The organism is Pseudohaliea sp., from assembly GCF_040217025.1.
Lineage (GTDB): Bacteria > Pseudomonadota > Gammaproteobacteria > Pseudomonadales > Halieaceae > Pseudohaliea.
This window is the reverse complement of record NZ_JAVJOA010000008.1, coordinates 1,451,527-1,473,743: the sequence shown is the minus strand read 5'-3', so window position 1 is coordinate 1,473,743 and position 22,217 is coordinate 1,451,527. Positions and strand designations below refer to the sequence as shown.

At 64.5% G+C, this 22,217-nt stretch carries 19 protein-coding genes; 13 read left to right on the top strand and 6 right to left on the bottom strand.

The annotated features are described in order from the left end of the window. Positions 1 to 149 precede the first annotated feature (149 nt). From RKE50_RS10755 to RKE50_RS10725, 7 genes are all read left to right on the top strand, one after another. On the top strand, positions 150 to 1,349 hold the full coding sequence (locus RKE50_RS10755; RefSeq protein ID WP_350036403.1) for a CaiB/BaiF CoA transferase family protein: 1,200 nt from the start codon (positions 150 to 152) through the stop codon (positions 1,347 to 1,349). Beyond that, positions 1,346 to 2,272 (top strand): hydroxymethylglutaryl-CoA lyase, encoded by a 927-nt coding sequence (locus RKE50_RS10750; protein WP_350036402.1) that lies wholly within the window; start codon positions 1,346 to 1,348, stop codon positions 2,270 to 2,272. The genes RKE50_RS10755 and RKE50_RS10750 overlap by 4 nt, the downstream gene beginning before the upstream one ends. Positions 2,273 to 2,306: 34 nt before the next feature. Then, positions 2,307 to 4,367 (top strand): hydantoinase/oxoprolinase family protein, encoded by a 2,061-nt coding sequence (locus tag RKE50_RS10745; RefSeq protein WP_350036401.1) that lies wholly within the window; start codon positions 2,307 to 2,309, stop codon positions 4,365 to 4,367. Positions 4,368 to 4,380: 13 nt separating this feature from the next. Next, entirely contained in the window at positions 4,381 to 6,249 is a 1,869-nt protein-coding gene (locus RKE50_RS10740) for a hydantoinase B/oxoprolinase family protein (RefSeq protein WP_350036400.1), read from the top strand. Between the two features lie 10 nt (positions 6,250 to 6,259). Beyond that, the gene (locus RKE50_RS10735; RefSeq protein WP_350036399.1) at positions 6,260 to 6,868 is read left to right on the top strand and encodes an isochorismatase family protein; all 609 of its coding nucleotides are present in this window, start codon (positions 6,260 to 6,262) and stop codon (positions 6,866 to 6,868) included. Next, positions 6,865 to 8,436 carry a sigma 54-interacting transcriptional regulator gene (locus RKE50_RS10730; RefSeq protein ID WP_350036398.1) on the top strand — a complete coding sequence of 524 codons (1,572 nt, stop codon included), beginning with the start codon at positions 6,865 to 6,867 and terminating at the stop codon, positions 8,434 to 8,436. Before RKE50_RS10735 ends, RKE50_RS10730 begins: the two co-directional genes overlap by 4 nt. A 135-nt stretch (positions 8,437 to 8,571) precedes the next feature. Further along, positions 8,572 to 11,136 carry a TonB-dependent receptor gene (locus RKE50_RS10725; protein WP_350036397.1) on the top strand — a complete coding sequence of 855 codons (2,565 nt, stop codon included), beginning with the start codon at positions 8,572 to 8,574 and terminating at the stop codon, positions 11,134 to 11,136. Between the two features lie 83 nt (positions 11,137 to 11,219). Here the strand turns inward: RKE50_RS10725 and RKE50_RS10720 are convergent, their stop codons facing one another. Next, a complete protein-coding gene (locus RKE50_RS10720) occupies positions 11,220 to 11,975 on the bottom strand; it encodes an SDR family NAD(P)-dependent oxidoreductase (protein WP_350036396.1) in 756 nt (251 codons plus the stop codon). Between the two features lie 72 nt (positions 11,976 to 12,047). Further along, on the bottom strand, positions 12,048 to 12,815 hold the full coding sequence (locus RKE50_RS10715; protein WP_350036395.1) for an SDR family NAD(P)-dependent oxidoreductase: 768 nt from the start codon (positions 12,813 to 12,815) through the stop codon (positions 12,048 to 12,050). Between the two features lie 347 nt (positions 12,816 to 13,162). On the opposite strand from RKE50_RS10715, the gene RKE50_RS10710 reads away from it, so the two are divergent. Next, a complete protein-coding gene (locus tag RKE50_RS10710; RefSeq protein WP_350036394.1) occupies positions 13,163 to 14,338 on the top strand; it encodes a class I SAM-dependent methyltransferase in 1,176 nt (391 codons plus the stop codon). A gap of 75 nt (positions 14,339 to 14,413) precedes the next feature. After that, positions 14,414 to 14,767: a hypothetical protein gene (locus RKE50_RS10705; protein WP_350036393.1), complete on the top strand. Its 354-nt coding sequence runs from the start codon at positions 14,414 to 14,416 to the stop codon at positions 14,765 to 14,767. 107 nt (positions 14,768 to 14,874) lie between these two features. Here the strand turns inward: RKE50_RS10705 and RKE50_RS10700 are convergent, their stop codons facing one another. Then, on the bottom strand, positions 14,875 to 15,672 hold the full coding sequence (locus RKE50_RS10700) for an alpha/beta fold hydrolase (RefSeq protein WP_350036392.1): 798 nt from the start codon (positions 15,670 to 15,672) through the stop codon (positions 14,875 to 14,877). Between the two features lie 283 nt (positions 15,673 to 15,955). Between RKE50_RS10700 and RKE50_RS10695 the strand changes: the two genes are divergently transcribed. From RKE50_RS10695 to RKE50_RS10680, 4 genes are all read left to right on the top strand, one after another. Next, a complete protein-coding gene (locus RKE50_RS10695) occupies positions 15,956 to 17,563 on the top strand; it encodes an FAD-binding oxidoreductase (RefSeq protein ID WP_350036391.1) in 1,608 nt (535 codons plus the stop codon). A 91-nt stretch (positions 17,564 to 17,654) separates the two neighbouring features. Next, positions 17,655 to 18,326, top strand: coding sequence for a GntR family transcriptional regulator (locus RKE50_RS10690; protein ID WP_350036390.1), 672 nt, complete (start codon positions 17,655 to 17,657; stop codon positions 18,324 to 18,326). A gap of 111 nt (positions 18,327 to 18,437) precedes the next feature. After that, entirely contained in the window at positions 18,438 to 19,496 is a 1,059-nt protein-coding gene (locus RKE50_RS10685; RefSeq protein ID WP_350036389.1) for an LLM class flavin-dependent oxidoreductase, read from the top strand. Positions 19,497 to 19,522: 26 nt separating this feature from the next. Then, positions 19,523 to 20,404, top strand: a complete 882-nt coding sequence (locus RKE50_RS10680) for an aminotransferase class IV (protein WP_350036388.1) — start codon at positions 19,523 to 19,525, stop codon at positions 20,402 to 20,404. A 151-nt stretch (positions 20,405 to 20,555) separates the two neighbouring features. Here the strand turns inward: RKE50_RS10680 and RKE50_RS10675 are convergent, their stop codons facing one another. The 3 genes from RKE50_RS10675 to RKE50_RS10665 all read right to left on the bottom strand — a co-directional run bounded on the left by RKE50_RS10675 (position 20,556) and on the right by RKE50_RS10665 (position 22,194). Then, entirely contained in the window at positions 20,556 to 20,954 is a 399-nt protein-coding gene (locus tag RKE50_RS10675; protein ID WP_350036387.1) for a nuclear transport factor 2 family protein, read from the bottom strand. A gap of 28 nt (positions 20,955 to 20,982) precedes the next feature. Then, positions 20,983 to 21,378, bottom strand: a complete 396-nt coding sequence (locus RKE50_RS10670) for a nuclear transport factor 2 family protein (protein WP_350036386.1) — start codon at positions 21,376 to 21,378, stop codon at positions 20,983 to 20,985. A gap of 66 nt (positions 21,379 to 21,444) precedes the next feature. Beyond that, a complete protein-coding gene (locus RKE50_RS10665) occupies positions 21,445 to 22,194 on the bottom strand; it encodes an aspartate/glutamate racemase family protein (protein WP_350036385.1) in 750 nt (249 codons plus the stop codon). Between the last annotated feature and the right edge of the window lie 23 nt (positions 22,195 to 22,217).

Sequence of the window (22,217 nt, the reverse complement as noted above, 5' to 3'; positions counted from 1 at the left end):
TGGACCGGAAAGGTCGCCGGAAAGCGCGCCCGGCGCCCCGCGGGCACCCGGCTGTTCGGCCGCCCTGCCACCTGGCGGATAGCGGCGTCTCACTGTGGCACGCATCGTGCAGTGCCCGTGGCCTATTAACGACAAGCAGGGAGCAGATCATGGCCAAACCCCTCGCCGGCGTGCGCGTCCTGGACCTCACCCACATGCTGTCCGGTCCCTACGGCGCCATGATCCTCGCCGACCTCGGCGCCGAGACGATCAAGGTCGAGCCGCTGCAGGGGGAGGGAACTCGCAAGCTGCTGGCCACGGACCCCGCCAACTCCCTGGAGGGCCAGGGTGCCTACTTCATCACCCTCAATCGCAACAAGCAGAGCGTCGCCCTCGACCTGAAGAGCGAGGAGGGCCTGAAGGTCTTCTATGACCTCGTGAAGGAGGCAGACGTCGTCATCGAGAACTTCAGTGCCGGCGTCGCCGACAAGTTGAAGATCAGCTACCGCTACCTGCGCGACTACAACCCCGGCATCATCACCTGCTCCATCAGCGGTTTCGGCTCCGCGGGTCCCAACTACCAGCGCCCGGCCTTTGACCAGGTGGTGCAGGCCCTCGGCGGGGGCATGTCCATCACCGGTACCGACGCCGAGCACCCGACCCGCGCCGGTATTCCCATCGGCGACCTCGGCGGCGGCATGTTCGGGGTGATGGGCGTGCTGTCCGCCCTCTATGAGCGCGAGCGCAGCGGCGAGGGCCAGCACGTCGATATCTCCATGCTCGACTGCCAGATCTCCATGCTCAACTACATGGCGACCATGTTTTTCCTCTCGGGCCAGGAGCCGACCCCGATCGGCAACAGCCACTTCGTCCACGTGCCCTACAACAGCTACCGCACCTCGGACGGCCATATCATCATCGCGGTCATCTTCGACAGCTTCTGGGACAACCTGCTCGAGGTCGTCGATTTCGAGCCGTTCCGCGACGAGAAGTACAAGACGCAGCCTGGCCGCCTCGCCGACAAGGACTTTATCGACGGCAAGCTCAACGAGCTGCTCGCGACCAACACGTCTGACTACTGGCTCAAGCAGTTGCAGGACAAGCGCATCCCCTGTGCCAAGGTCAACCGCTTCGGCGAGGCCCTCTCGGACGAGCAGGTGCTGTCGCGAAACATGGTGGTGGAGCTCGAGCACCCGAGCGGCGCGAAGACCCGCGGCCCGGGCAACCCGATCAAGCTCTCGCGCACCGGCGAGGAGAGCTTCTCCCCGGCGCCGCTCCTGGGCCAGCACACCGATACCGTGCTCACCGGCCTTCTCGGGTACAGTGCCGAGCAGGTCGCGCAGTTGCGCGAGGAGGGCAAGATTGCATGAGTGACCCGCAGATCGTGATCAACGAGGTCGGCCTTCGGGACGGCCTGCAGAGCCAGCCCAAGCACCTGAGCCTCGACGCGCGCGAGGCGATGGCGCGGGCACTCCTGGCGACCGGCATCCGCCACTTCGAGGTCGGCAGCTTCGTGTCGCCGAAGGCGGTGCCGCAGATGGCCGGCACCGGCGAACTCGTGGCGCGCCTGTCGCCGCCCCCCGGCGTTGCCTTCAGCGCCCTCGTCCCCAACATGAAGGGCTACGAGCTGGCCCGGGCCGCGGGCGTCGAGACGGTCGCGGTGGTCGTCTCCGCCACGGAGACCATGAACCGCAAGAACATCAACATGGGCCTCGATGAAACGCTGGCCGTCGCCGAAGCGGTGATCCGGCGCGGCCGGGACGAGGGCGCCCGGGTGCAGGCCTACCTCGCCGTCGCCTGGGAATGCCCCTTCGAGGGCCCGACGCCTGCGTCCGTGGTGCGCGAGCAGGCGCAGGCGTTGGCCGGCTACGGCGCAGATGAGATCGTGATCGCCGACACCATCGGTGCCGCCAACCCGGCCGCGGTGCGTGCGCTCATGGATGACCTGGTGGCCGACCACGGCGCGCAGCGCCTGGCCTGCCACTTCCACGATACGCGGGCCATGGGTCTCGCCAACGTCTACGCAGCGGTAGAGAGCGGCGTCCGCCGTTTCGACAGCTCCGTCGGCGGCCTCGGCGGCTGCCCCTTTGCGCCCGGCGCCAAGGGCAACGTGGCAACGGAAGATGTCGTCATGCTCTGCGAGTCCATGGGCTTCGACACGGGGGTGGACATGCCCGCGCTGCTGGCGGCGGTGGCCAAGGTGAGTGAACTGATCGGTACGCCGCAGGGCGGCCGTGCCCATTACTGGCTGAGCAAGAACCCCGACATGAATCCGGGCAGGAACGCGGCCTGACGGCCGGCGGGCGCGCGATAGAGAGGAGATAGCAATGGCATACAGACTCGGCGTTGACGTCGGCGGCACCTTCACCGATTTCCTGCTCATGAACGAGGAGACCGGCGAGACCCACACGGCGAAGGTCCCGTCCACGCCGGAGGATTCCTCCATCGGCGTGCTCAACGGTGTGGCGCGGGTGTGCGAGGAGTCCGGTATCGAGCCGGGCGACATCAAGCTGGTGATGCACGGCACCACGGTCGCCACCAATGCCGTGCTGACGGGCAAGGGTGCCCGGGTGGGTCTCGTGACCACGGCGGGCTTCGAGGATACCCTGCAGGTCGCGCGCTCCTACTGCCCCGGCGGCCTCGGCGGCTGGGTCAGCTACATCAAGAGCCCGCTGCTCGCACCGCTCGAGCTGACCATCGGCGCCACCGAGCGCATGGCGGCCGACGGCTCCGTGGTCACTCCCCTGGACGAGGACCGGCTGCGGGCCGACCTCGAGACGCTCTACGCCCGCGGCGAGGTCGAGGCGCTCACCATCTGCTTCGTCAACGCCTACATCAACCACGCCCACGAGGAGCGCGCGCGGGAGATCGTCCGGGAGATCTTCGGCGACACCCCGATCTCGATCTCCAGCGAGGTAGTGCCGGAGATGCAGGAGTACGAGCGCACGGAGACCACGGTGGTCAATTCCTACGTGCGGCCGGAAGTGTCCCGCTACGTCAACAACCTGCAGACCGCCCTGGAAGAGCGCCTCGGCACCGACACGCAGCTGTCCATCCTGCGCTCCGATGGCGGCCTGGCCTCCGCCCGGGCCGCGGCGGACTCGCCGGTGAATCTGCTCATGTCCGGGCCTGCCGGCGGCGTCGCCGGCGCCATCTACTTCTGCAGCCGCGCCGGCTACGACAACATCCTCACCTTCGACATGGGCGGTACCTCCACGGACGTGGCGCTCATCCAGGATTCCAAGGCGCGGGTACGCCGGGAGACCTACGTCGGCGACGTGAACGTGCGCGCGCCCTCCGTAGACGTGCGCACCGTCGGGGCCGGCGGCGGCTCCATCGCCTTCGTGCCGGAGCTGACCAAGGCGCTGCGCGTGGGGCCCGAGTCCGCGGGGGCCGTGCCCGGCCCCGCCTGCTACATGAAGGGCGGCACGGAGCCCACGGTCTGCGACGCCAACGTGGTCCTCGGCTACCTGCCCTCGGACGTGCAGCTAGGCGGCAAGATGGAAATCAACCACGACGCTTCCGTGGCGGCGGTGCAGAAGGTCGCGGATGCCATGGGCATCGGCCTCATGGAGGCCGCCGAGGGGATCATCAAGATCGTCAACGAGTCCATGTTCGGCGCGCTGCGCCTGGTGTCCGTCGAGCAGGGCTACGACCCGCGCGACTTCGCCCTGGTGGGCTTCGGCGGCGCGGGTCCGCTGCACGCCAACGCCCTCGGCATCCTCACCAACGCCTGGCCGGTGATCGTGCCCCCGGGGCCGGGCGTGCTCTGCGCCTACGGCGACGCGACCACGCAGGTGCAGGACGAAGCGGCCCGGACCTACCTGACCATGGCCGAGGACCTCACCAACGACAAGCTGCTGGCGGACCTCAAGGAGCTGCAGGAGCGCGCCGGCCAGGCGCTGGTGGCCGACGGCATCCCCGCGGAGCAGCACGAAGTGAGCTTCCAGGCGGACCTGCGCTACATGGGGCAGGCTTTCCAGATCACCGTCGATTTCACCGAGGCGGAGCTGCGCGAGAAAGGCGTCGCGATGCTGACCGACGCCTTTGACGAGGAGCACGAGCAGCTGTTCACCTTCAAGCTCGGCGACGGCCACGAGATCCTCATGATCCGCGCCGTCGCGAAGGCGGCCACGCGCACGGTACTCACCCGCGAGGGCGGCGATACCAGCTCCACCCTGGACGACTGCGTGATCCACGAGAGCCGCTTCTACTACGAGGGCGAATGGCACGACATCCGCCTCTACGACCGGGGCAGGCTGCACGAGGGGCTGACGGTGCCGGGGCCGGCCATCGTCACGGAAATGGATTCCACCACGGTGGTGCTGCCCGGCTACGAGGCCGGCGTCGACGCCATCGGCAACCTGCTGATCAACCCGGCAGCCTGAGGAGGGTAGCGAGATGCCTGCACGAATCATCCAGGAAAACAGTGCGCCGCTGAACACCGTGGACGTGGACGGCGTGACCGTCGACCTGATCGAGAACGCCCTCAGGAATGCGCGCGAGGAGATGGACGCGGTCCTCTTCCGCACCGCGATGTCGCCGGGTATCCGCGAGCAGGGCGATTGCTTCCCCATGATCGCCAACCGCGACGGCAAGATGGTCGTGGGCCAGTTCGGTTCCTTCATCGGCCCGTTCCTGTCAGCCTACGATGCCGATATCGAGGAAGGCGACATCATCCTCACCAACGATCCCTACATGTGTAACGCGGCGGTGTCCCACCTGCCCGACTGGGTCGTGCTCGTGCCCGTGTTCAAGGACGGCCGCCATATCGCCTGGAGCGCGATGTTTGGCCACATGTCCGACAACGGTGGCATGGTGCCGGGTTCGATCCCGATCAGGGCGACGACCATCTACCAGGAAGGCATCCGCATCCCGCCGACCAAGCTCTACAAGAAGGGCGTGCTCCAGGAGGACGTCCTCGAGCTCATCCTGCACAACGTGCGCACACCGCAGTGGAACCGCTTCGACCTAAACGCGCTTGTCGCTGCCTGCAAGACCGCGGCGCGGCGCTGCGTCGAGGTCGCCGAGCGCTTCGGCGACGACGTGCTGGCCACGACCATGGACGTGATGCTCAAGCGCAACTACGACGCGATGAAGCACATCATCGAGAACTTCGTGCCCGAGGAGCCGCGAGAGTTCGAGGACTACCTCTGCGACGACGGCATGGGCATGGGCCCTTACCGCATCAAGTGCAGGCTCTGGCGCGAGGGCAGCAAGGCCATCTTCGACTTCGCCGGCACGGACCCGCAGGCGCAGAGTTCGGTGAACTTCTTTCTCAACGAGGACATGTTCAAGATGTTCTTCGGCTCCTTCACGATCAACGTGGTGGACCCGCAGATCGTCTTCAACGATGGCTTCTACGACCTGGTGGATGTCCGCATTCCCGAGGGCACCCTGCTCAAGCCGAAGTACCCCGCCGCCCTGTCGGGCCGCACGCACGCCCTGGGTCGCATCTTCGACCTGCTCGGCGCGCTCCTCGGCATGGGTGCTCCGGAGCAGATGCTGAACGCGGCGGGCTTCTCCGATTCGCCTCACCTGTTCTACTCCGGTTACCGCGACGACGGCGAATGGTTTCAGCTGTTTCAGATCGGTTTCGGCGGCATTCCCGGCCGGCCGGTGGGTGACGGTCCCGATGGCCACAGCCTCTGGCCGGGGTTCACCAACGTGCCGAACGAGTTCATCGAGTCCTACTTTCCGCTGCGTATCGAGACCTACGCCACGATTCCGGATTCCGGTGGCGCCGGCCTGCATCGCGGCGGCAACGGTCTCACGGTCGCCTACCGTTTCCTCGCCGACGGCGAGATCGGTATCCATGACGACCGCTGGCTCACCTATCCCTGGGGCGTGCTCGGCGGGGAACCGGGCCTGCGTTCCACCAAGCGCCTGGTGCGTGCGGACGGCAGCGAGGAATGGCTGGGCGCCAAGGCCGAGGGCATCAAGGTGAAGAAGGGTGACCTGCTCTACTTCAACACCTGGGGCGGTGGCGGCTGGGGCGACCCCTACGAGCGGGACCCGGAACTGGTGCGAAAGGACGTTGCCCGCCGGCTGGTCACCGCCGAGGGCGCCCGTCGCTACGGCGTGGTCATCGCCGAGGACGGCAGCGTTGACGGTGCAGCCACCGAGGACCTGCGCGAAAAGCTGCGCGCGGAACGGGGCGAGGTCGAGCTGTTCAACCGCGGCGGCACCATCGAGGAGCTCAAGGCCCGCTGCCTCGAGGAGACGCACCTGGAGCCGCCGGTGGACCCGAGCTTCCAGGGCGTGGCCTGAGAGCGGCCCGATGGCGGACCTCGAGCGACAAAGCGCGCAGCCGGGCCAGCGCCCGGCACTCGTGCTCGTGGACATGATCAACGCCTTCACGGACCCGGCGAGCCCGCTGGGCAGCAAGGCGGATGAGGTGGTCGCAGCGAACGCACGGCTGCTCGCCGCCTTCCGCGAGCGCGGGCTGCCGGTGTTCTTCACCACAGTCATCTACCGCAGCGACGACCAGGCCACCGTGTTCCGCCGCCGGCTGCCGGCCCTCGAGGTGCTGAAGCCCTGCTCGGACGCGGTCGCGGTGGACAAGCGCCTGGCGCCCCGCGCCGGCGAGGCCGTTATCGAGAAGCGCCACGCCAGCAGCTTCTTCGACACGGACCTCGCGCAGCGGCTGAAAGCCGCGGGCGTCGACAGCCTCGTGATTACCGGGCTCACGACCAGCGGTTGCGTGCGCGCCACGGTAGTGGACGGGCTGCAGCATGACTACCCGGTCTTCGTGCCCGCCGATGCGGTCGGTGACCGCAACCCCGATGCGCACGCGGCCAACCTTCACGACATGCACGCGAAGTACGCGGACGTGTCTGATACGCAAACCATCATCGCCGCGCTGCCGCCGCAGGAGGCCGCGGGATGATGGGACGTGTCCGCATCCTGGTGGTCGGCTATCGCAAGTTCAGCGAGCTGATCAACGTGCTCCTCCCGGAGTTCGAGCAGGATGTGGCAGTTACCATCGTCGAGTCCATCGCCACGGGCGACACGGACTACTCGGGCCTCGTGGAGCGCCACCGCCCCGACGTGGTGATCAGCGCCGGCTCCAATGCCGCCTACCTGCGTGCCACGCTGTCGGTACCGGTACTTTCACAGCCCGTTACCGACACGGACGTGCTCGAGGCCCTCGGCAAGGCGCGCAAGATATCCCGTCGCGTCCACGTGTTCACCTACTCGGAAAAGGCCGGCCCGAGCGAGCGACTGTTCGCGAGCCTGCCGGAAATCACCGACCTGGAGCTGTGCCACCACCGCTACAGCACCGCCGATGAGGCGAACGAGAGCCTGCTCCTCGCCATTGCCGATGAGGACCCGCAGGTCATCGTCGGCCCGAGCTATACCTGCGGGCTCGCGGAGCAGCGCGGAATCCCGGCCATTCTCATGTACAGCCGCGACTCGGCGCGGGAGATGCTGCGCCGTGCGATCGATGCCGGGCGCTCGGCGCAGGCGGCGCGCGCTGCCGCGCGCGGCGATCGCCCGCAGCGTTTCATCGTGCACTCCTCGCGCATGGAGCGGGTCGCGGCGCTCGCGCGGACCTATGCCCGGGGCCGCGCGTCGGTGCTGCTCGAGGGAGAAAGCGGCACCGGCAAAGAGCATATCGCGCGCGAGATCCACCGTCTGAGCGATTACGCGGACGGCCCGCTGGTGGCCGTGAACTGCGCGAGCATTCCCCACGAGCTCTTCGAGAGTGAACTTTTCGGCTACGTCGAGGGGGCGTTCACCAGCTCCCGCCGCGGCGGCCGCATCGGCCTCATGGAGCAGGCGAACGGCGGCGCACTGTTTCTCGACGAGATCGGTGAAATGCCGCCACAGCAGCAGATCAAGCTGCTCCGGGCCCTGCAGGAGCGGCGGATCCGGCCCGTGGGCAGCAACCGCGAGATCGACGTCGATTTCAAGCTGATCGCGGCGACCAACCGCGATCTGCAGGAGGCGGTAGACCAGGGTGAATTTCGCGATGATCTCTATTACCGGCTGAACGTATTCAATCTGAGGCTGCCGCCGCTGCGCCAGCGCAAGGAAGAGGTGCCGGCGATCGCCCGGCATTACTGTGCGCACTATGCCGCGGAGTACGGCATGGAGGTGCCCATCGATGCGCTGCTCGAGCTGGTCGAGCCGCTCTTCGACAGCTACCACTGGCCCGGCAATATCCGCGAGCTGCAAAACTTCACGGAACGCCTGGTAGTAAATTGCGGTAAGGCGGAGCATGTTGACCTGAGCCGGAGCGAGGTCCTGGAGATCCTGCCCGAGCTCAACCGCCAGGAGGGGGGCTATGCGTCCGGCGCCCTGAAGGACCTGGAGGCGTCGGCCATCGTGCGGGCCATGGAGAAGTTCAGCGGGGACCGGCAGCAGGTGGCTGCCTATCTCGGCATCAGCCCGACGACGCTGTGGCGGCGCCTGAAGAAGCTTGAAGGCAGTGACACGAACCGAATCGCGTAAAGTCCGCTCAGTGCGAGACCAGAGAGAGTCCAGGAGAGAGGGGTAAGAGAGAGCATGAAGACGAGACGAGACCGACAGGCGACAGCCAGTAGGGGTACTGATTTTCCGGCAGACAAGAAGACAGGTGACTTGCTCATGAAAAATCTGAAAGAGAACGGACTGCGACCGGCTACGGCGCCGCGCGTCCTGGCATCGGCGATCTGTGCGGTCGCTTCCTCCACCGGTTCCCTGCTGATGCCGGCGGCCGCCCAGGCGCAGCTCGAGGAAATCGTGGTGACGGCGCGTGCGCGGACCGAGTCCCTGCAGGACGTTCCCAGCACGGTGACTGCCTTCACCTCGACACAGATCGAGGACATGGGCATCGAGCGCGCGGAGGACTTCATCTCCCAGACGCCCGGCGTGAGCTTCGTCAACACGGTGGAGACGGGCGATTCCTCGGTTTCCATCCGGGGCATGAACGGCGCCCGCGACGCGGAAACGAACTTCGCCCTGATCATCGACGGCATTCTCTATATCAACACCTACGCCTTCAACCGCGAGTACGCGGACCTCGAGCAGATCGAGATCCTGAAGGGGCCGCAGGGTGCTCTCTACGGCCGCTCCGCCGCGGCCGGCGCGATCATCATGTCGACCAAGCGGCCTTCGCAGGAAGTGGAAGGCAAGGTCCGGGTGAGCTTTGCCGAGGACAACACCTACACGGGGCTGGCCGCGATCTCGGGGCCGCTGGGTGACAAGGTTGCCGGCCGGCTGCAGGCGGATTTCCGCAGCACCGATGGCTTCTACAGCAACAGCTTCCAGAATGACGACGTTGTGGATGCCCAGGAGAACTACTCGGTGCAGGGCCGCCTGGTGTTCGATCCTAGCGATACGCTCTCAATCGACACCAAGCTCCGCTACGGCAAGTCGGAAGCATCGGCGATCGCCTTCAACGCCGGCTTCGCGATCCCGAGCTTTCAGGGCTTCGGTACGCCGGGCTCTGAGGCCTTCTACCAGGACGTCAACGACCACGACTTCATCTTCGCGGGTAACGTCGAGCCGGTCAACGAGCAAGACGTGCTCGAGTTCTCCGTGAAGCTCGACAAGCAATTCGACTGGGGTACGCTTACTACCTGGGGCTTCTACAGCGATACGGAAGACACCTTCATCGCCGACGGCACCTCCGGCGCCTTCGGTTTCTATGCCGGCACCGACGCGTGTATCAACTCGCTGGCGGGGCTCGCCCCGTCCTATACGCCGGAAGTCCCCGGTGGCGTTACCCCGCTGCCGGCGCCGACCTTCATCTTCGGCTCCGGCCCCGGCGAATCGGTGCTGCCGCCCTACAGCCCGACTACCTGTGACGGCTATCAGTACCAGGAGCGGCTGCAGGAGGACTTCAGCTTTCAGCTTCAGGTCACCTCCAATGAGGACCAGAAGCTGCGCTGGCAGGCTGGTGTGTACTACCTGAACATCGAGCGCCAGCAGGCAATTTCCCAGGCTCGTGACACCGGCGAAAACTGGCCCGGGCCCGCGGCGGGGCTGCCCGAGCAGATTTTCAGCCCACTGACCGACGCCATTGTCGATGACACCTTCGACACGGAAGTCTACGCGGTCTTCGGCTCGGTGAGCTACGACATCACCGACCGGGTGGAACTGTCGCTCGCGGCGCGCTACGACCGGGAGAAGCGCGAAGTCTCCAACAACGTGCCCTCTCCGGCCGATGGTAACCTGTCGAACTTTATCGATTTCTGCGGCGGCAACTGTACGCTCAACGGCGAACCGCTGCCCGGGTCTCCGCTGAACCCCGGTTTCGTCAACTTCGATGACTTCACCGTGTCCCCCACGATCGGCGATCGCAGCGAGACCTTCGACCAGGTCCAGCCCAAGATCAGCCTGACCTGGGACGCGACCGATTTCACGACGATCTACGGCAGCTGGGGTGTCGGCTTCAAGGCTGGTGGCTTCCTCAACCAGGGCTCCACCGAGACCGTGCAGTTCTACCTCGTGGATAACGGTGGTGCTCTCAGCGCACCGCCGAACCTGTTCCGCGAGGAGACGTCCAGCGCCTTCGAGCTCGGCTTCCGTTCGGAGCTGTTCGAAAACAGGGTGAGCCTCAACGGTGCCGTGTTCTACACGGAAGTCGAGGACATGCAGTTCTTCGAGTTCTTCGTCGGTCCCTTCGGCCTGCTGAGGACGGCCTCGAACATCGACGAGGTCACGCTGCAGGGCTTCGAACTTAGCGCTGCCTGGGCCATGACCGACAGCCTGCGCCTCGACGTCGGCTACTCCATGGTCGACGGCGAAATCGACGAGAACGCGCTGCGCCCCTACACCGAGGGGAACGAAGTCCCCAACAACCCGGAGTACACGTGGAATGCGGCCCTGCAGTACAACCAGCCGATCGGCGAGTTCGAGCTCTTCGGTCGCCTGGAGTACTCCTACCAGGGTGACACCTGGTACCACACGGTTCAGGATGACATCGTGCCGGCTACGCTGTTCGGCGGCCCGCCCGCCAATTACGATGTGACCCAGGTGGATGGCTATGGCCTGACCAACCTCCGCCTCGGCCTGCGCAGTAACCAGTGGAGCGTGACCGCCTTCGCCACCAACCTCTTCGAGGAAGAGTTCATCCGCGAGGTGATCCTGGCGCCCGAGTTCGGCGGCGGCTTCATCAGCCCGGGAACCCTGCGCCGCGTGGGTGTGGAGCTGCAGTACAACTTCTGACGCTGTAAGCGCTCAAGGGCCGGCCCGGGTTTCCGGGCCGGCCTTTTTTTGGCTCAGTGCCGGGGTATAGCCGCCGCAGCTCTTTACAGGCTGATCGTGGTACCGCCGTCGACGGCAAGAATCTGGCCGGTCAGGTAGCGTGCGCTGTCCGACAGCAGGAAGACCGCGACGTCGGCGATGTCCTTCGGGTCTCCGACACGCCCGAGCGGTACCGTCTGTGCAAAAGCCTCGAGGCCCTCTTCACCGAGCGAGTTGACCGGGTCCAGCGTCTGCGCGCTGCGGATCACGCCCGGGGCGACACCGTTGACACGAATCCCGTGGGGCGCGAGTTCCAGCGCTGCGGCGCGCACCAGGCCCGCCACGCCCCCCTTGCTCGACGAGTAGGGGATGTGTTCCGACCAGCCCAGCAGCGGACCGACGATGGACGACAGGCACACGACCGCCCCCTCGCCGGCGCGCTTCATCCCGGGCGCAGCGGCGCGGAGTACGCGCATCATCCCCTTCAGGTTGACGTCGATGGTCTCGTCCCACTGTTCATCAGTCAGGGTCTCCAGCGGCAGGGTTCGCGCGATCCCCGCGTTCAGGACCAGGGCGGAGAGCGCGCCATGCTCGGCTTCAAGCGATGCGACCAGGTTGCTGGCGGCCGCAGAGTCGGTCACGTCGAGGAAGTGGTATTCCGCGTCGCCGCCGTCACTGCGGATGCTCGCCGCACAGTCCTCCCCCTCGTCGGCGAGCACGTCAGTCACGAAGACCTTGTGACCCGCCGCGGCCAGCGCAATCGCCGAGGCCCTGCCCAGACCGATACCCGCGCCCGTTACCAGCGCCGTTTTCTTACTCATTGCTCGTTTCCTCGTTAGTCCTGACGGAAGTTTCCTGCGCGACCCGGTGCCGTCGCGGAGACACCCTGCATCCTAAAGGAAAGCGTCCCCGCCATTGGGGCTCAGGCACTGGCCGCGAAAGTGCGCCGCCGCGTCACTGGCGAGGAACAGGTAGGCACCTACGATGTCATCGACTTCCGCCAGGCGCCCGGCGGGAATATTGCTGCGTATGGCTGCGATGACCTCCTCGGGCACGTCCGCCAGCATGGGCGTCATGGTTGCGCCCGGTGCCACGCAGTTCGCGGTGATGTTGCGGTCCCCGATCTCGAGGGCGAGGCTGCGGGTGAAGGACAGGATGCCGCCTTTTGCCGCCGTGTAGTGGGCGAAGCCGGGAGCACCGATGTAAGCCAGCTGGGACGCGGTATTGATGATGCGTCCGCTGTTCTGGCGGTAGAACAGGGGCAGCGCGGCACGAGTGCAGAGGAAGGTGCCCACGAGGTGGACGTTCAGCACGCGCTGGAATTCCGCAAGTTCAATCGACTCGATGGGTGCACTGTGTGCGATGCCTGCATTATTGACCAAAATGTCCAACCCGCCTTCGCGGTCCGTGACCTCCGCGAACATGGCGGTGACCTGTGCCTCGTCGGAGACATTTGCAGCGACCGCGTGCGCGACGACACCGCTTTGCTTGAGCTCAGAGACCAGCGACGCCGCGTCTGCTTCGCACGCCTCCCCGGGGTGGTTGATGAAAACCCGCGCGCCGGCGCCGGCGAAGGCGCGTGCGACCGCGGCGCCGATGCCGGAGCTGGCGCCGGTCACCAGTGCGACCTTTCCTGCGAGATCGACGGACAGCTTACCCATGGTGAATTCCCCCAAGTCTCGGTAGCGCCTGCAGCAGTTGATGCTCTCGGGCCGGACCCCTGTCGGTCCCGGGAGGCCATGCAGGCCTGGAGCTTCAAAGTGCGTTAGCCTTTATACCGAGTCAGGTGATTGGCCGTGGGTTCTTATTGCCAACCGGACCGATCACCCCATGTGTTAAAGACTTGACGCCGCTAGGCGAAACCGCAAAACTGTATACGATCGTGTAGGCGATTTGCACACGGTGGATCGTAGCAAGTAGTCATTGAACCGAGGAACCCCAGTGCGGTGTTCATTGGCCACGGTGGTAAAGTGCACTAATAGGCCAAGACCAATAGAGGAACGAAGTTATGGAACGATCGCTGACCAGCCAGCAAAGCCATGCAGTTTTCCCGCAGCCGACAGCCGAGGAAGCATCTCGCCAGGATTTCGTGCGCAGCCTCAAGCTGCACCTCGCTAACAAGGTCTCCACCGCCAACAAGCTGGCCTTTGAAGTGCGCGCCGGTCGTGACTACATGGCGCAGACCGGCAAGGCGGCCACGACCTACCAGGAAATCCGCGACGCCATGAAGCATGAGCCCTACTTCACCTTCTGGAGTGCTATGCAGCGCAACAGCCAGGAGATGATGTGGAAAGCCTGCCAGCTACCGGTGGAACGGCAGTTGCCGTCGCTTATCGACAGTGCGCGCAATTCCGAGGGCGCCGGCGGGACGCTTGAGCTGAACCCGGAGCTGGAAACACCGCGGTACCACAAGGCCGTAGACATACACTGCATGCCGGGTGGTTATCACACCGAGTTTGCCGATGATGACGTGGCCAATGGCGCGGTTTACGACCGGGCCGTGTATCTCTACGCCATGGGACGGATGGGCGAGTGCAACTCGGATATCGGCGATACCACCATCGCCTACCTGAAGGAGCATTTCCCTGCACTGAAGCCGACGCGCATTCTCGATCTCGGGTGTACCGTCGGTCACTCAACACTGCCTTACGCCGATGCCTACCCGGAAGCCGAGCTGCACGCCATCGACGTGGGTGCCCCGGTGCTGCGCTATGCCCACGCCCGGGCCGAGTCCATGGGCAAGAAGGTCCACTTCCGCCAGGAGAACGCCGAGGACATGTCCTGCTACGAGGACGAGTCCTTCGACCTGATTGTCAGCCACATCCTGGTTCACGAAACCAGCCACAAGGCGATGCGCAACATCATGCGCGAGTGCCGACGCCTGTTGAAGCCCGGCGGCGTCGTGATTCACGCGGAAACGCCCCCCTACCGTGACCTGCCGGCCTACGACGCGTTCATGCTGGACTGGGATACGCGCAACAATAACGAGCCCTACTGGGGTGCGAGCCACGAAATAGAGCCGGCTGCAATCGCGGAGGAGACCGGCTTCGACCCAGCGAAAGCCTTCGAGGGCTACCAGCCCAGCGCCTTCGAGGCTGCAGAGGCCAAGCGCGCCCGCGTCTTCCAGGGGGGAGACTTCGGTGGCGGAGGTGCCTGGTACGTGTGGGGTGCGGTCAAGGACTGAGCCAACGCCGGCGCGCGAACCGGTCCGGCGGCAGGCCGTCGGACCGCCATTACTCAACCGCAGGGAACCTCGCGAGTGGAAACGATAAAGCTGCAACAGAAGGCCAGGGGAGAACGCCCCCAGTATCTTGACGCCGAAGTGGAGAAAGTCCTGTCTATCACCATGGCCCTGGCGGGGGAGGTGGCGGTCATGCGCGAGCGCATCGACAGTATCGAGCGCCTGCTGGAAAAAGCCGCCGTGATCACCCGGGAAGATGTTGGCAATTATGTTCCCACGGCAAAAGAGCACGCCGAACGAGAAGCCTGGCGTGAGGGCTTCCTCGACGTCGTCCTGCGGGTCGTGACCCAGGAAAAGGAGGCCCTGGAAGAAATGGCACGGGGCATGGAAAGCTACGATGAGGCGGTGAAGCGCGTCGAGAGCGCGGACTGACACCTTCTTCAGTCAGTCCGGCCTGCGCCTGCGGGCAGAGCGGCCCGCTCCGAATGTGCTCACCTCCCGCGTTCGCGGGTAGGTCGTGATGCAGCGCCTGCTGCGGGTCAATCCGCAATTGACGTGACAAGTTGGCGTATGGTCCCGGCTACTGTGTCGGGGTCGAGGTCTGGCTCAAAATTGGCGCCGCCGGGTACAGCCGCAAGCGCATCAGGACGAAGTTCCTTCGCTCTATCGAAAAACGGCCATAGCACGTCGTCCTGGGCGCACATGATGGCGAGGGGCACCGTGATCGCCTCGAAGAAGCCGGTGAAATCCTGGCCCCAGACGGCCGCGTAGCTCTTCACCCGGCCGTACTGCGCCCGCAGCATATCCCAGAGTTCGCGATGGAACAGGGTGAGGTCCGCATGGGCCCCGAGTCGGTCGAGATAGTACCAGTTATCCATGAGGTAGCCGCCGCTTGCTGTTGTCTCGAACGGTGCGCCGAAGTGCCGGGAAAACTCCTCTCGTTCTTCGTCGGTGAGCGGGACGGGCCCCAGTAGGGTGACGCTGGCTGCCAAGGATGGATAGCGCGCGGCGAGTTCACACCCTATGCAGGCGCCCGTGTGGTGCCCGACGATGTGCGCCCTAGTGACATCGAGTGCTGCCAGCGCTTCGGCCATCCAGTCGACGTACTGGCTCATGGACGGAGACTCCTCCGGGTCGAAACTACCGCCGAACCCCGGCGTGTCTATCGCGTAGTGCGGTCCCAGGTCGGACAAACGTTCCATGACCTTCAACCACATCTTGGAGGAACTGGCAGTCTGGTGCAGGTACACGAAGGGGATGCCATCGCCAGCGGCATGGCGGTAGTGGATCTGTCCCGCCGGAATGTCGATGTACGCACAGCGGATGGGTGTGGGCATGGCGTCGTCCTCGTTGGTCTGATGGTCGAGAGAGGCGTCCCGATTTTTACAGCTAAGCGAGACTCGCCCATTATTGTATAAAAAATAGTATGCAATCAATTGAGCAGGGTATCCGGCTTCTGGCTTTCCGAACGCTGAGTGATGACTGCAGCAATCACACCGCGGGGGTCTTCTTGTCATTAGCATTTTCGTATGACATATTGCATACACTATGTGACCGGACGGTTGGTCAAGTACCCAGTGCAAGCGTAGAACCCATTTTCGCCCCGGCAGGAGGAAACACATGAACGAACCGGCATCTAACTTGGCAAGCGTGGACGAATTCGAGAGCGGTCTGCGCGGGATTCTCGGCGACGGAAATGTCCTGTTCGACCAGGCTGATCGGGAATTCTTCTCCACGGATCTCAGCTTCCGCCCGAGGGAGGTCGCCGCCGCGATCATCCGCCCGACGAGCGTCGACAGCCTTGCGGCGGCAGTGGCCTTCTGCACCTCACGCGGGTACTCGGTGCTCGCAAGGGGCGGCGGCATGTCCTATACGAGTGGCTACACGCCGACCGAAACGCAGGCGGTGCTGGTCGACATGCAGGCGTTCGACCGGATCCTCGAGATCAATGCGGACGACATGTACGTGACGGTCGAAGCGGGCGTGACCTGGAAAACGCTCTACGAGGCTCTCTATCCACTCGGTCTGCGCACGCCATACTTCGGCCCCCTGTCCGGCATGTACGCAACGGTGGGCGGCGCCGTGTCGCAGAACAGCCTGTTCCACGGCTCCGGTATCTACAACACGGTGGCGGAAAGCGTGCTGGGTTTGCAGGTCGTCCTCGCCAGCGGGGAGGTCCTGCAGACCGGGTCCGCGGCCCACAAGCATTGCAACGGCTTTTATCGCCACTTCGGCCCGGACGTTACCGGTCTGTTCACGGCCGACACCGGGGCCTTCGGGCTGAAGACCGCGGTGACGCTGCGCCTGATCACCACGCCGAAGGAAACCGGGTACCTGTCGTTCAAGTTCGACACTCTCGAAAGCATGCTCGCCGCGCAGGTCCGGATTGCGAAGCTGCGCATCGCCTCGGAGTGTTACGGCTTCGATCCCTATTACAACTCGAGCTTCGAGCAGCAGGGCATCACCTTCGAGGAGGGGCTGTCCGTCGTGGGGCAGATCGTTCGCAAGGGCGGCGTAAAGGGCCTGAAGCAGGCAGCGAAGATGGCGCTCGGCGGAAAGCGGGTGCTGCGCAACGTACCCTATTCACTGCACATGACGCTGGACGGGCACACGGAGCGTGTCGCTGCCGAGCACGTCGATATTGCAGCAGAGATCTGCCAGGAAGAGGGCGGCTCGGAGATGGCGAACAGCATCCCGCTGGCTTTCCGCAATCAGCCCTTCGGCGGTGTACGCACGGTGTTGCTCGGGTCCGACGGCGCGGTCTGGATTCCGGTTCACGGGTTCTTCCCGCTCTCCCGCGCGATCGATGCGGCGAAGGCGACCGAGGCGTTCCTTGCCGAACGCAAGGACCTGATGGAGCAGTGGGGCATCAAGACGTCCTACCTGACCTGCTTCGCCGGCAGCGAGTTCGTCATCGAGCCGAGCTTCTACTGGCTCGATGAGCTGGGCGAATTCCGACTTTCGCTCATCGAGAAGGAATACGCCGATGAGTGGAAGCATATCTCTGCCAACGAGGAGCGGCGTGCCGTTGCCCTGCAGCTTCGCGATGAACTGCGTGACCTCTTCGATCAGCTGGGTGGCGTACACCTGCAGATCGGCAAGTACTACCCGTACTTCGAGATGATGGAGAATAAATCCCTCGAGAAGGTGATCCGCGGCGTTAAGGGGGTCCTGGACCCGGAGGGTCGAGTCAATCCGGGGTCTCTTGGCCTGCCCGGCGAGGGTTAGTGCGCTGCGGCGTTCACCGGGTGCCAAGTTATCATCGCGGACGGCCTGTTTTATACTGCCGTTCGGACCATAGTTACCGGTAGGTACAATCTTGGCCATTGCAGCCGAACAGCTGAGACCCGGTAGAGAGCAGTCGGCCGTCGACCACGTCGTCGAGGAAATCATTGCTCGTGTGCGCCGGGGTGAACTGGTACCCGGGCAGCGCCTGGTCGCCAGCGATCTCGCTGACGCCTTTGGTGTCAGCCGAGCCCCGGTGCGGGAAGCCCTTCACGTACTTTCAGGGGAAGGCGTGGTTCGGCTTGTTCCCAACCGCGGCGCGGTCATTGCCCGCCTCACCACCAAGGAACTCCTGGATTTCATCGAGTTCACCAGCGCTATCTGCGCCCTCGGCATGCAGCATGCAGCGCAGAAAATGGATCGCGAGGAACACCGGGAGGCGGTACGGGTCGGTATGCAGGCTATCGAGGAAGCGGGCCTTCGGCGCAATGCCGATCAGTTCATCGACAGCCTCTACCGCTATCACCGCACGATCAATGAGATCGCGGGCAACACCTTTCTTGTCATGTTCTACTCGCGCCCCTACTTCGCCTTCTACAACCGCCTTCTCGCCGATTTTATCCCCGGCAGCCAGTGGGAAGAGTACCTTGAGCATTACCGCTCATTGACAGCGGCCCTTTTGGCGGGGACGGGCCGTGACCCGGCGAAGGACTTCGAGAACCACATGCGCTGGGCGTCTGAGCTACTCGCGCAGAACGCGGAATAGGGCCTTCCCGACGCGTATCCAGCGCGCTCGATCGGTCGTTGTGACCGGGCGGCCCCTGTGGCCCCGGGATAGGGCAATTCATCTGCCCGGAACTGCTAGAGGAGCAAAGCAATGAAGTTCGGTATCTTCCTGCCCAACGGTAGCAACGGCTATATCCCGTCGGCGGGCAGCCCGGTTTACGAGCCCACCTTCGAGCACAATCTCGCCATTTCGAAGGAAGCCGAGCGGCAGGGCCTGGATTTCGTCCTGTCGATGATGAAGTTCCGCGGCTTCGGTGGTGATACCGGCTACTGGGACAGCTGCCTCGAGTCCTTCACGCTCATGGCGGCCATCGCCGCTGCCACCGACAAGATCGGCCTGTTCCCCTCCATCTCGATTCTCAGTCAGCACCCCGCGGTGGTCGCGAGAATGATCGCGACCATCGACGACGTCTCCGGCGGCCGCTGCGGCCTGAATATCGTCACCGGCTGGAACAAACCCGAGTACACGCAGATGGGCATGTGGCCGGGTGACGACTACTACGGCCGACGCTACGAGTTCGCCGACGAGTACGTCACCGTGCTCAAGGGCCTGTGGCAGGGCGGCGGCTTCTCCCATCACGGCGAGTTCTTCCAGCTCGAGGACTGCGTCGTGAACCCGACGCCGCGAGCGGAGATACCGCTGGTCAGCGCGGGGCAGTCAGACAAGGGCAGGGCGTTCGTGGCCAAGCATGCCGACCACCAGTTCGTGCTCACGGACAAGTCGAGCCTCGCCGCCAGCGTCAAGGACGTCCGGGAAAAGGCCGAGGCCTACGACCGCACCGTCGGCATCTACGCGCTGTTCCACATGATCGTCGGCGACAGCGATGCGGATGCCCAGGCGCAGGTGGACCACATCGTCGAGCAGGCCGACCGAGGCGCGATTGCCAATATCATCGGCAGTGCGACCCTGGATACGAACAAGGGTGGCACCAGCGATACGCTCAAGGCTGCGCTGGAGAAGAGCGTGGAGGAGGGCAACATGGCGTTTATGGGGGTCCCCGTGATCCACGGCAGCGAGGAGACCGTGGCGAGAAAGATCGAGGAGATCGCGGCCGATACCGGCATCGACGGTCTGCTCTTCAGCTGGCCCGATTTTGTCTCGGGCTGCCGGCGCTTCGGCGAGAAGATCAAGCCCCAGCTGCGCCTTTGACGGCGGACAGACCGGAGAAGAAGCCGATGACCGACGAGCCCATCATCTACCTCAATGGAGACTACCTGCCGCTTTCCCGGGCGCGGGTGTCACCGATCGACCAGGGTTTCCTCCTCGGCGACGGCGTGTTCGACGTGGTCTCCGCCTGGAAGGGCAGAATCTTCAAGCTCGATGCGCACCTCGATCGCTTCTTCGACTCTATCCAGGCGGCGCGGCTCAACCACGACATGGACCGCGAGGCCTGGCGGGACGCGATCATCGAGACGACGCGGCGCAACGGGCTCGCCGATGCCTCCATCCGCTTCATCGTTACCCGTGGAGAGCCCAATAGCGTGGTCGCGGACCCGAGAGACTTCACCCCGACCTGCATCGTTTGGGTCGCGCCCTACGTGTTCCTGGCCGATGAAGAAAAACGGCAGACGGGGATCCGCCTGATGATCAGTGCGACCCGCGGCTTCCCGGCCGATACGCTCGATCCCCGCTACAAGTGTCTCGATCGCCTGCACTCGCAGCTGATCCGCCTGGAGGCGCTGGAGGCCGGCTATGACGATGCGCTCTGGCTCGACCACAGCGGGCACGTCTCCGAATCCGCGGCCAGTAATCTCTTCATCGTCAAGAAGGGCGTGCTATATACGCCGTCTGCGGGGATCCTTCGCGGTATTACCCGCGAAACGATGCTCGAGCTGGCGACGGAACTCGACATACCGTGGCGGGAATGCGCGCTGAGCGCCTTTGACGTCTACGCGGCGGACGAAGTCTTCACCTGCAGCACCGCGGGCGGTGTGCTGCCCGTGCGGGAGGTCGCCGGGCGGACCATCCGCGGCGCCACGCCCGGTCCCATCACCCGTGCGATCGATAGCGCCTACTGGGAAATGCGCGAGTCGGATCGCTACGCCACGGCGCTATGATCTGCCGCGGCTGGCCGACAGGGCCTGTGGCGCGAGTCATCAAGTCGTTCTGTCATAGGCGCTAAATCATCCAAGGAAGAGAAAAGGCCCCGGCGACCGTGTCGCCGGGGCCTTTCCGGTGGCAGCTTTGCCGGGCGAAGCCGGTCGTTGCTCAGACGAGCGGATTGGCCCCGCTCATGTAGATGTAGACCTCCTGGAACTTGTCGCCGCGGATGCGCCAGAAGTTCGTGTTCTCGAGCAGTACCGTGTTGCCATCGGCGTCCTTCAGCTCCGCCGTGAAACTCGCGGCGATACGGCCGTTCTTTTCATCGATGGTGCAGGTGAAGTCCCGGTGGATGATCGTTTCGTAGCTCTCCATGAAATCCACGAACATCCGCTTGATGCCTTCCCTGCCCACGTGCGTGGTGAAGGCGGTCTGCACGGTAATCATGGCGTTGTCGTGGAAGCAGTCCAGGACCGCGTCGAGGTTCTTGGCGTCCACGTTGGCGAAGTACTTGTTGAGCGCGAGGTCGACCAGTTCGTCCCGGCCGAGGGTGGATTGATATTGCATGGTGTCAGTCCTCTGGTTCGGTCGGGGATTACTTGAGCAGGTTCTCGCCGCTCATGTAGACAAAGACGCGGGTGAACTTGCCGTCCTTCAGGTAGAAGCGGTTGGAGTTCTCGTAGCGCAGCTCCTCGTCGGCGCCCTTGGGCGTGACCTCCACCGAGAACTGCGAGCAGATGGCCTCGTTCTCCGTATCCGCGGTGTGCACGAAGTTGCCGTGCCAGATACGCGAGTGGGCGTCGAACAGCCCCTCGAACATCGTGCGGATGCCCTGGTCCCGCCCCTCGTGGACGGTCATGGAGGTGACCTCCGTCAGCACCGCGTCCTCGTGGAAGCAGTCCAGCACCTGGTCCAGGTTGTAGTTGTCGACGCCGTCAAAGTAGCGCTTTGTCACGATGTCGATGTAGTACTCGTAAGGGTGTGCACTCATGGGTTGGCTCCTAGGTGACTCTTGGTCAATCAGCGACTCTCTGTAAATCAGTGACTGGCCGCGTTATCAGCGGTTGCCGCGGGCGAGTACGCCGGCGTCGTTGGGTGCCTCGGGGCTCGGGAACGCCGTCTTGCTCTGCGTCAGGCCCAGCTTGAGGTACATCTTGCACAGCTCGAAGGAGACCTGTCCCGGGTTGATGACCGGCACCGGCAGGACGCTCGCCAGGTGGGCGTGGGACTGGTGCATGGTGGTCGAGCCCAGCACGATCACGTCCGCCCCGTCTTCCTCGATGGCCTTGAAGGACTCCTCCTCGAGCGCCTTGAAGACCACTTCCTCCTTGCCTTCGAGCAGTTCAGCGAGGTCCGGCCGGGTGTTGATGTGGCGCAGGGAGGCACAGCGGCTCTCGAGCTTGTAGTCGCTGAGGGTCTTGCGGTAGAGGGCGAACCACTGCGGCCACATGGTGATGACGGAGAACTTGTGCCCGAGCATGCAGGCTGTATGCAGGGACGCCTGGCCCGGACCCACGACGGGGATGGACAGGCGGGAGCGCAACGCGTACATGCCGGAATCGCTGACCGTGTCGATACAGACCGCGTCGAAACCCTGTTCCTCGGCCTTGATGCCGGCTTCGAAGACGCTCATGTCCATCAGCAGCGTGTCGTAGTAGCTGTCGCCGAGGGCCGCGCCCCAGGTGACGGCCTCGAAAACGACTTCGAAGCCCTCGCCGACCATCTCCGGCGGTATCTGCTCGGCGCGATTGGCCACACCGGCCTCGTCCATCGGTATCGGTACGATGATCTTGATTCTTTTTGTCATGCGTTGCTCCCTTCGCTAGCCTG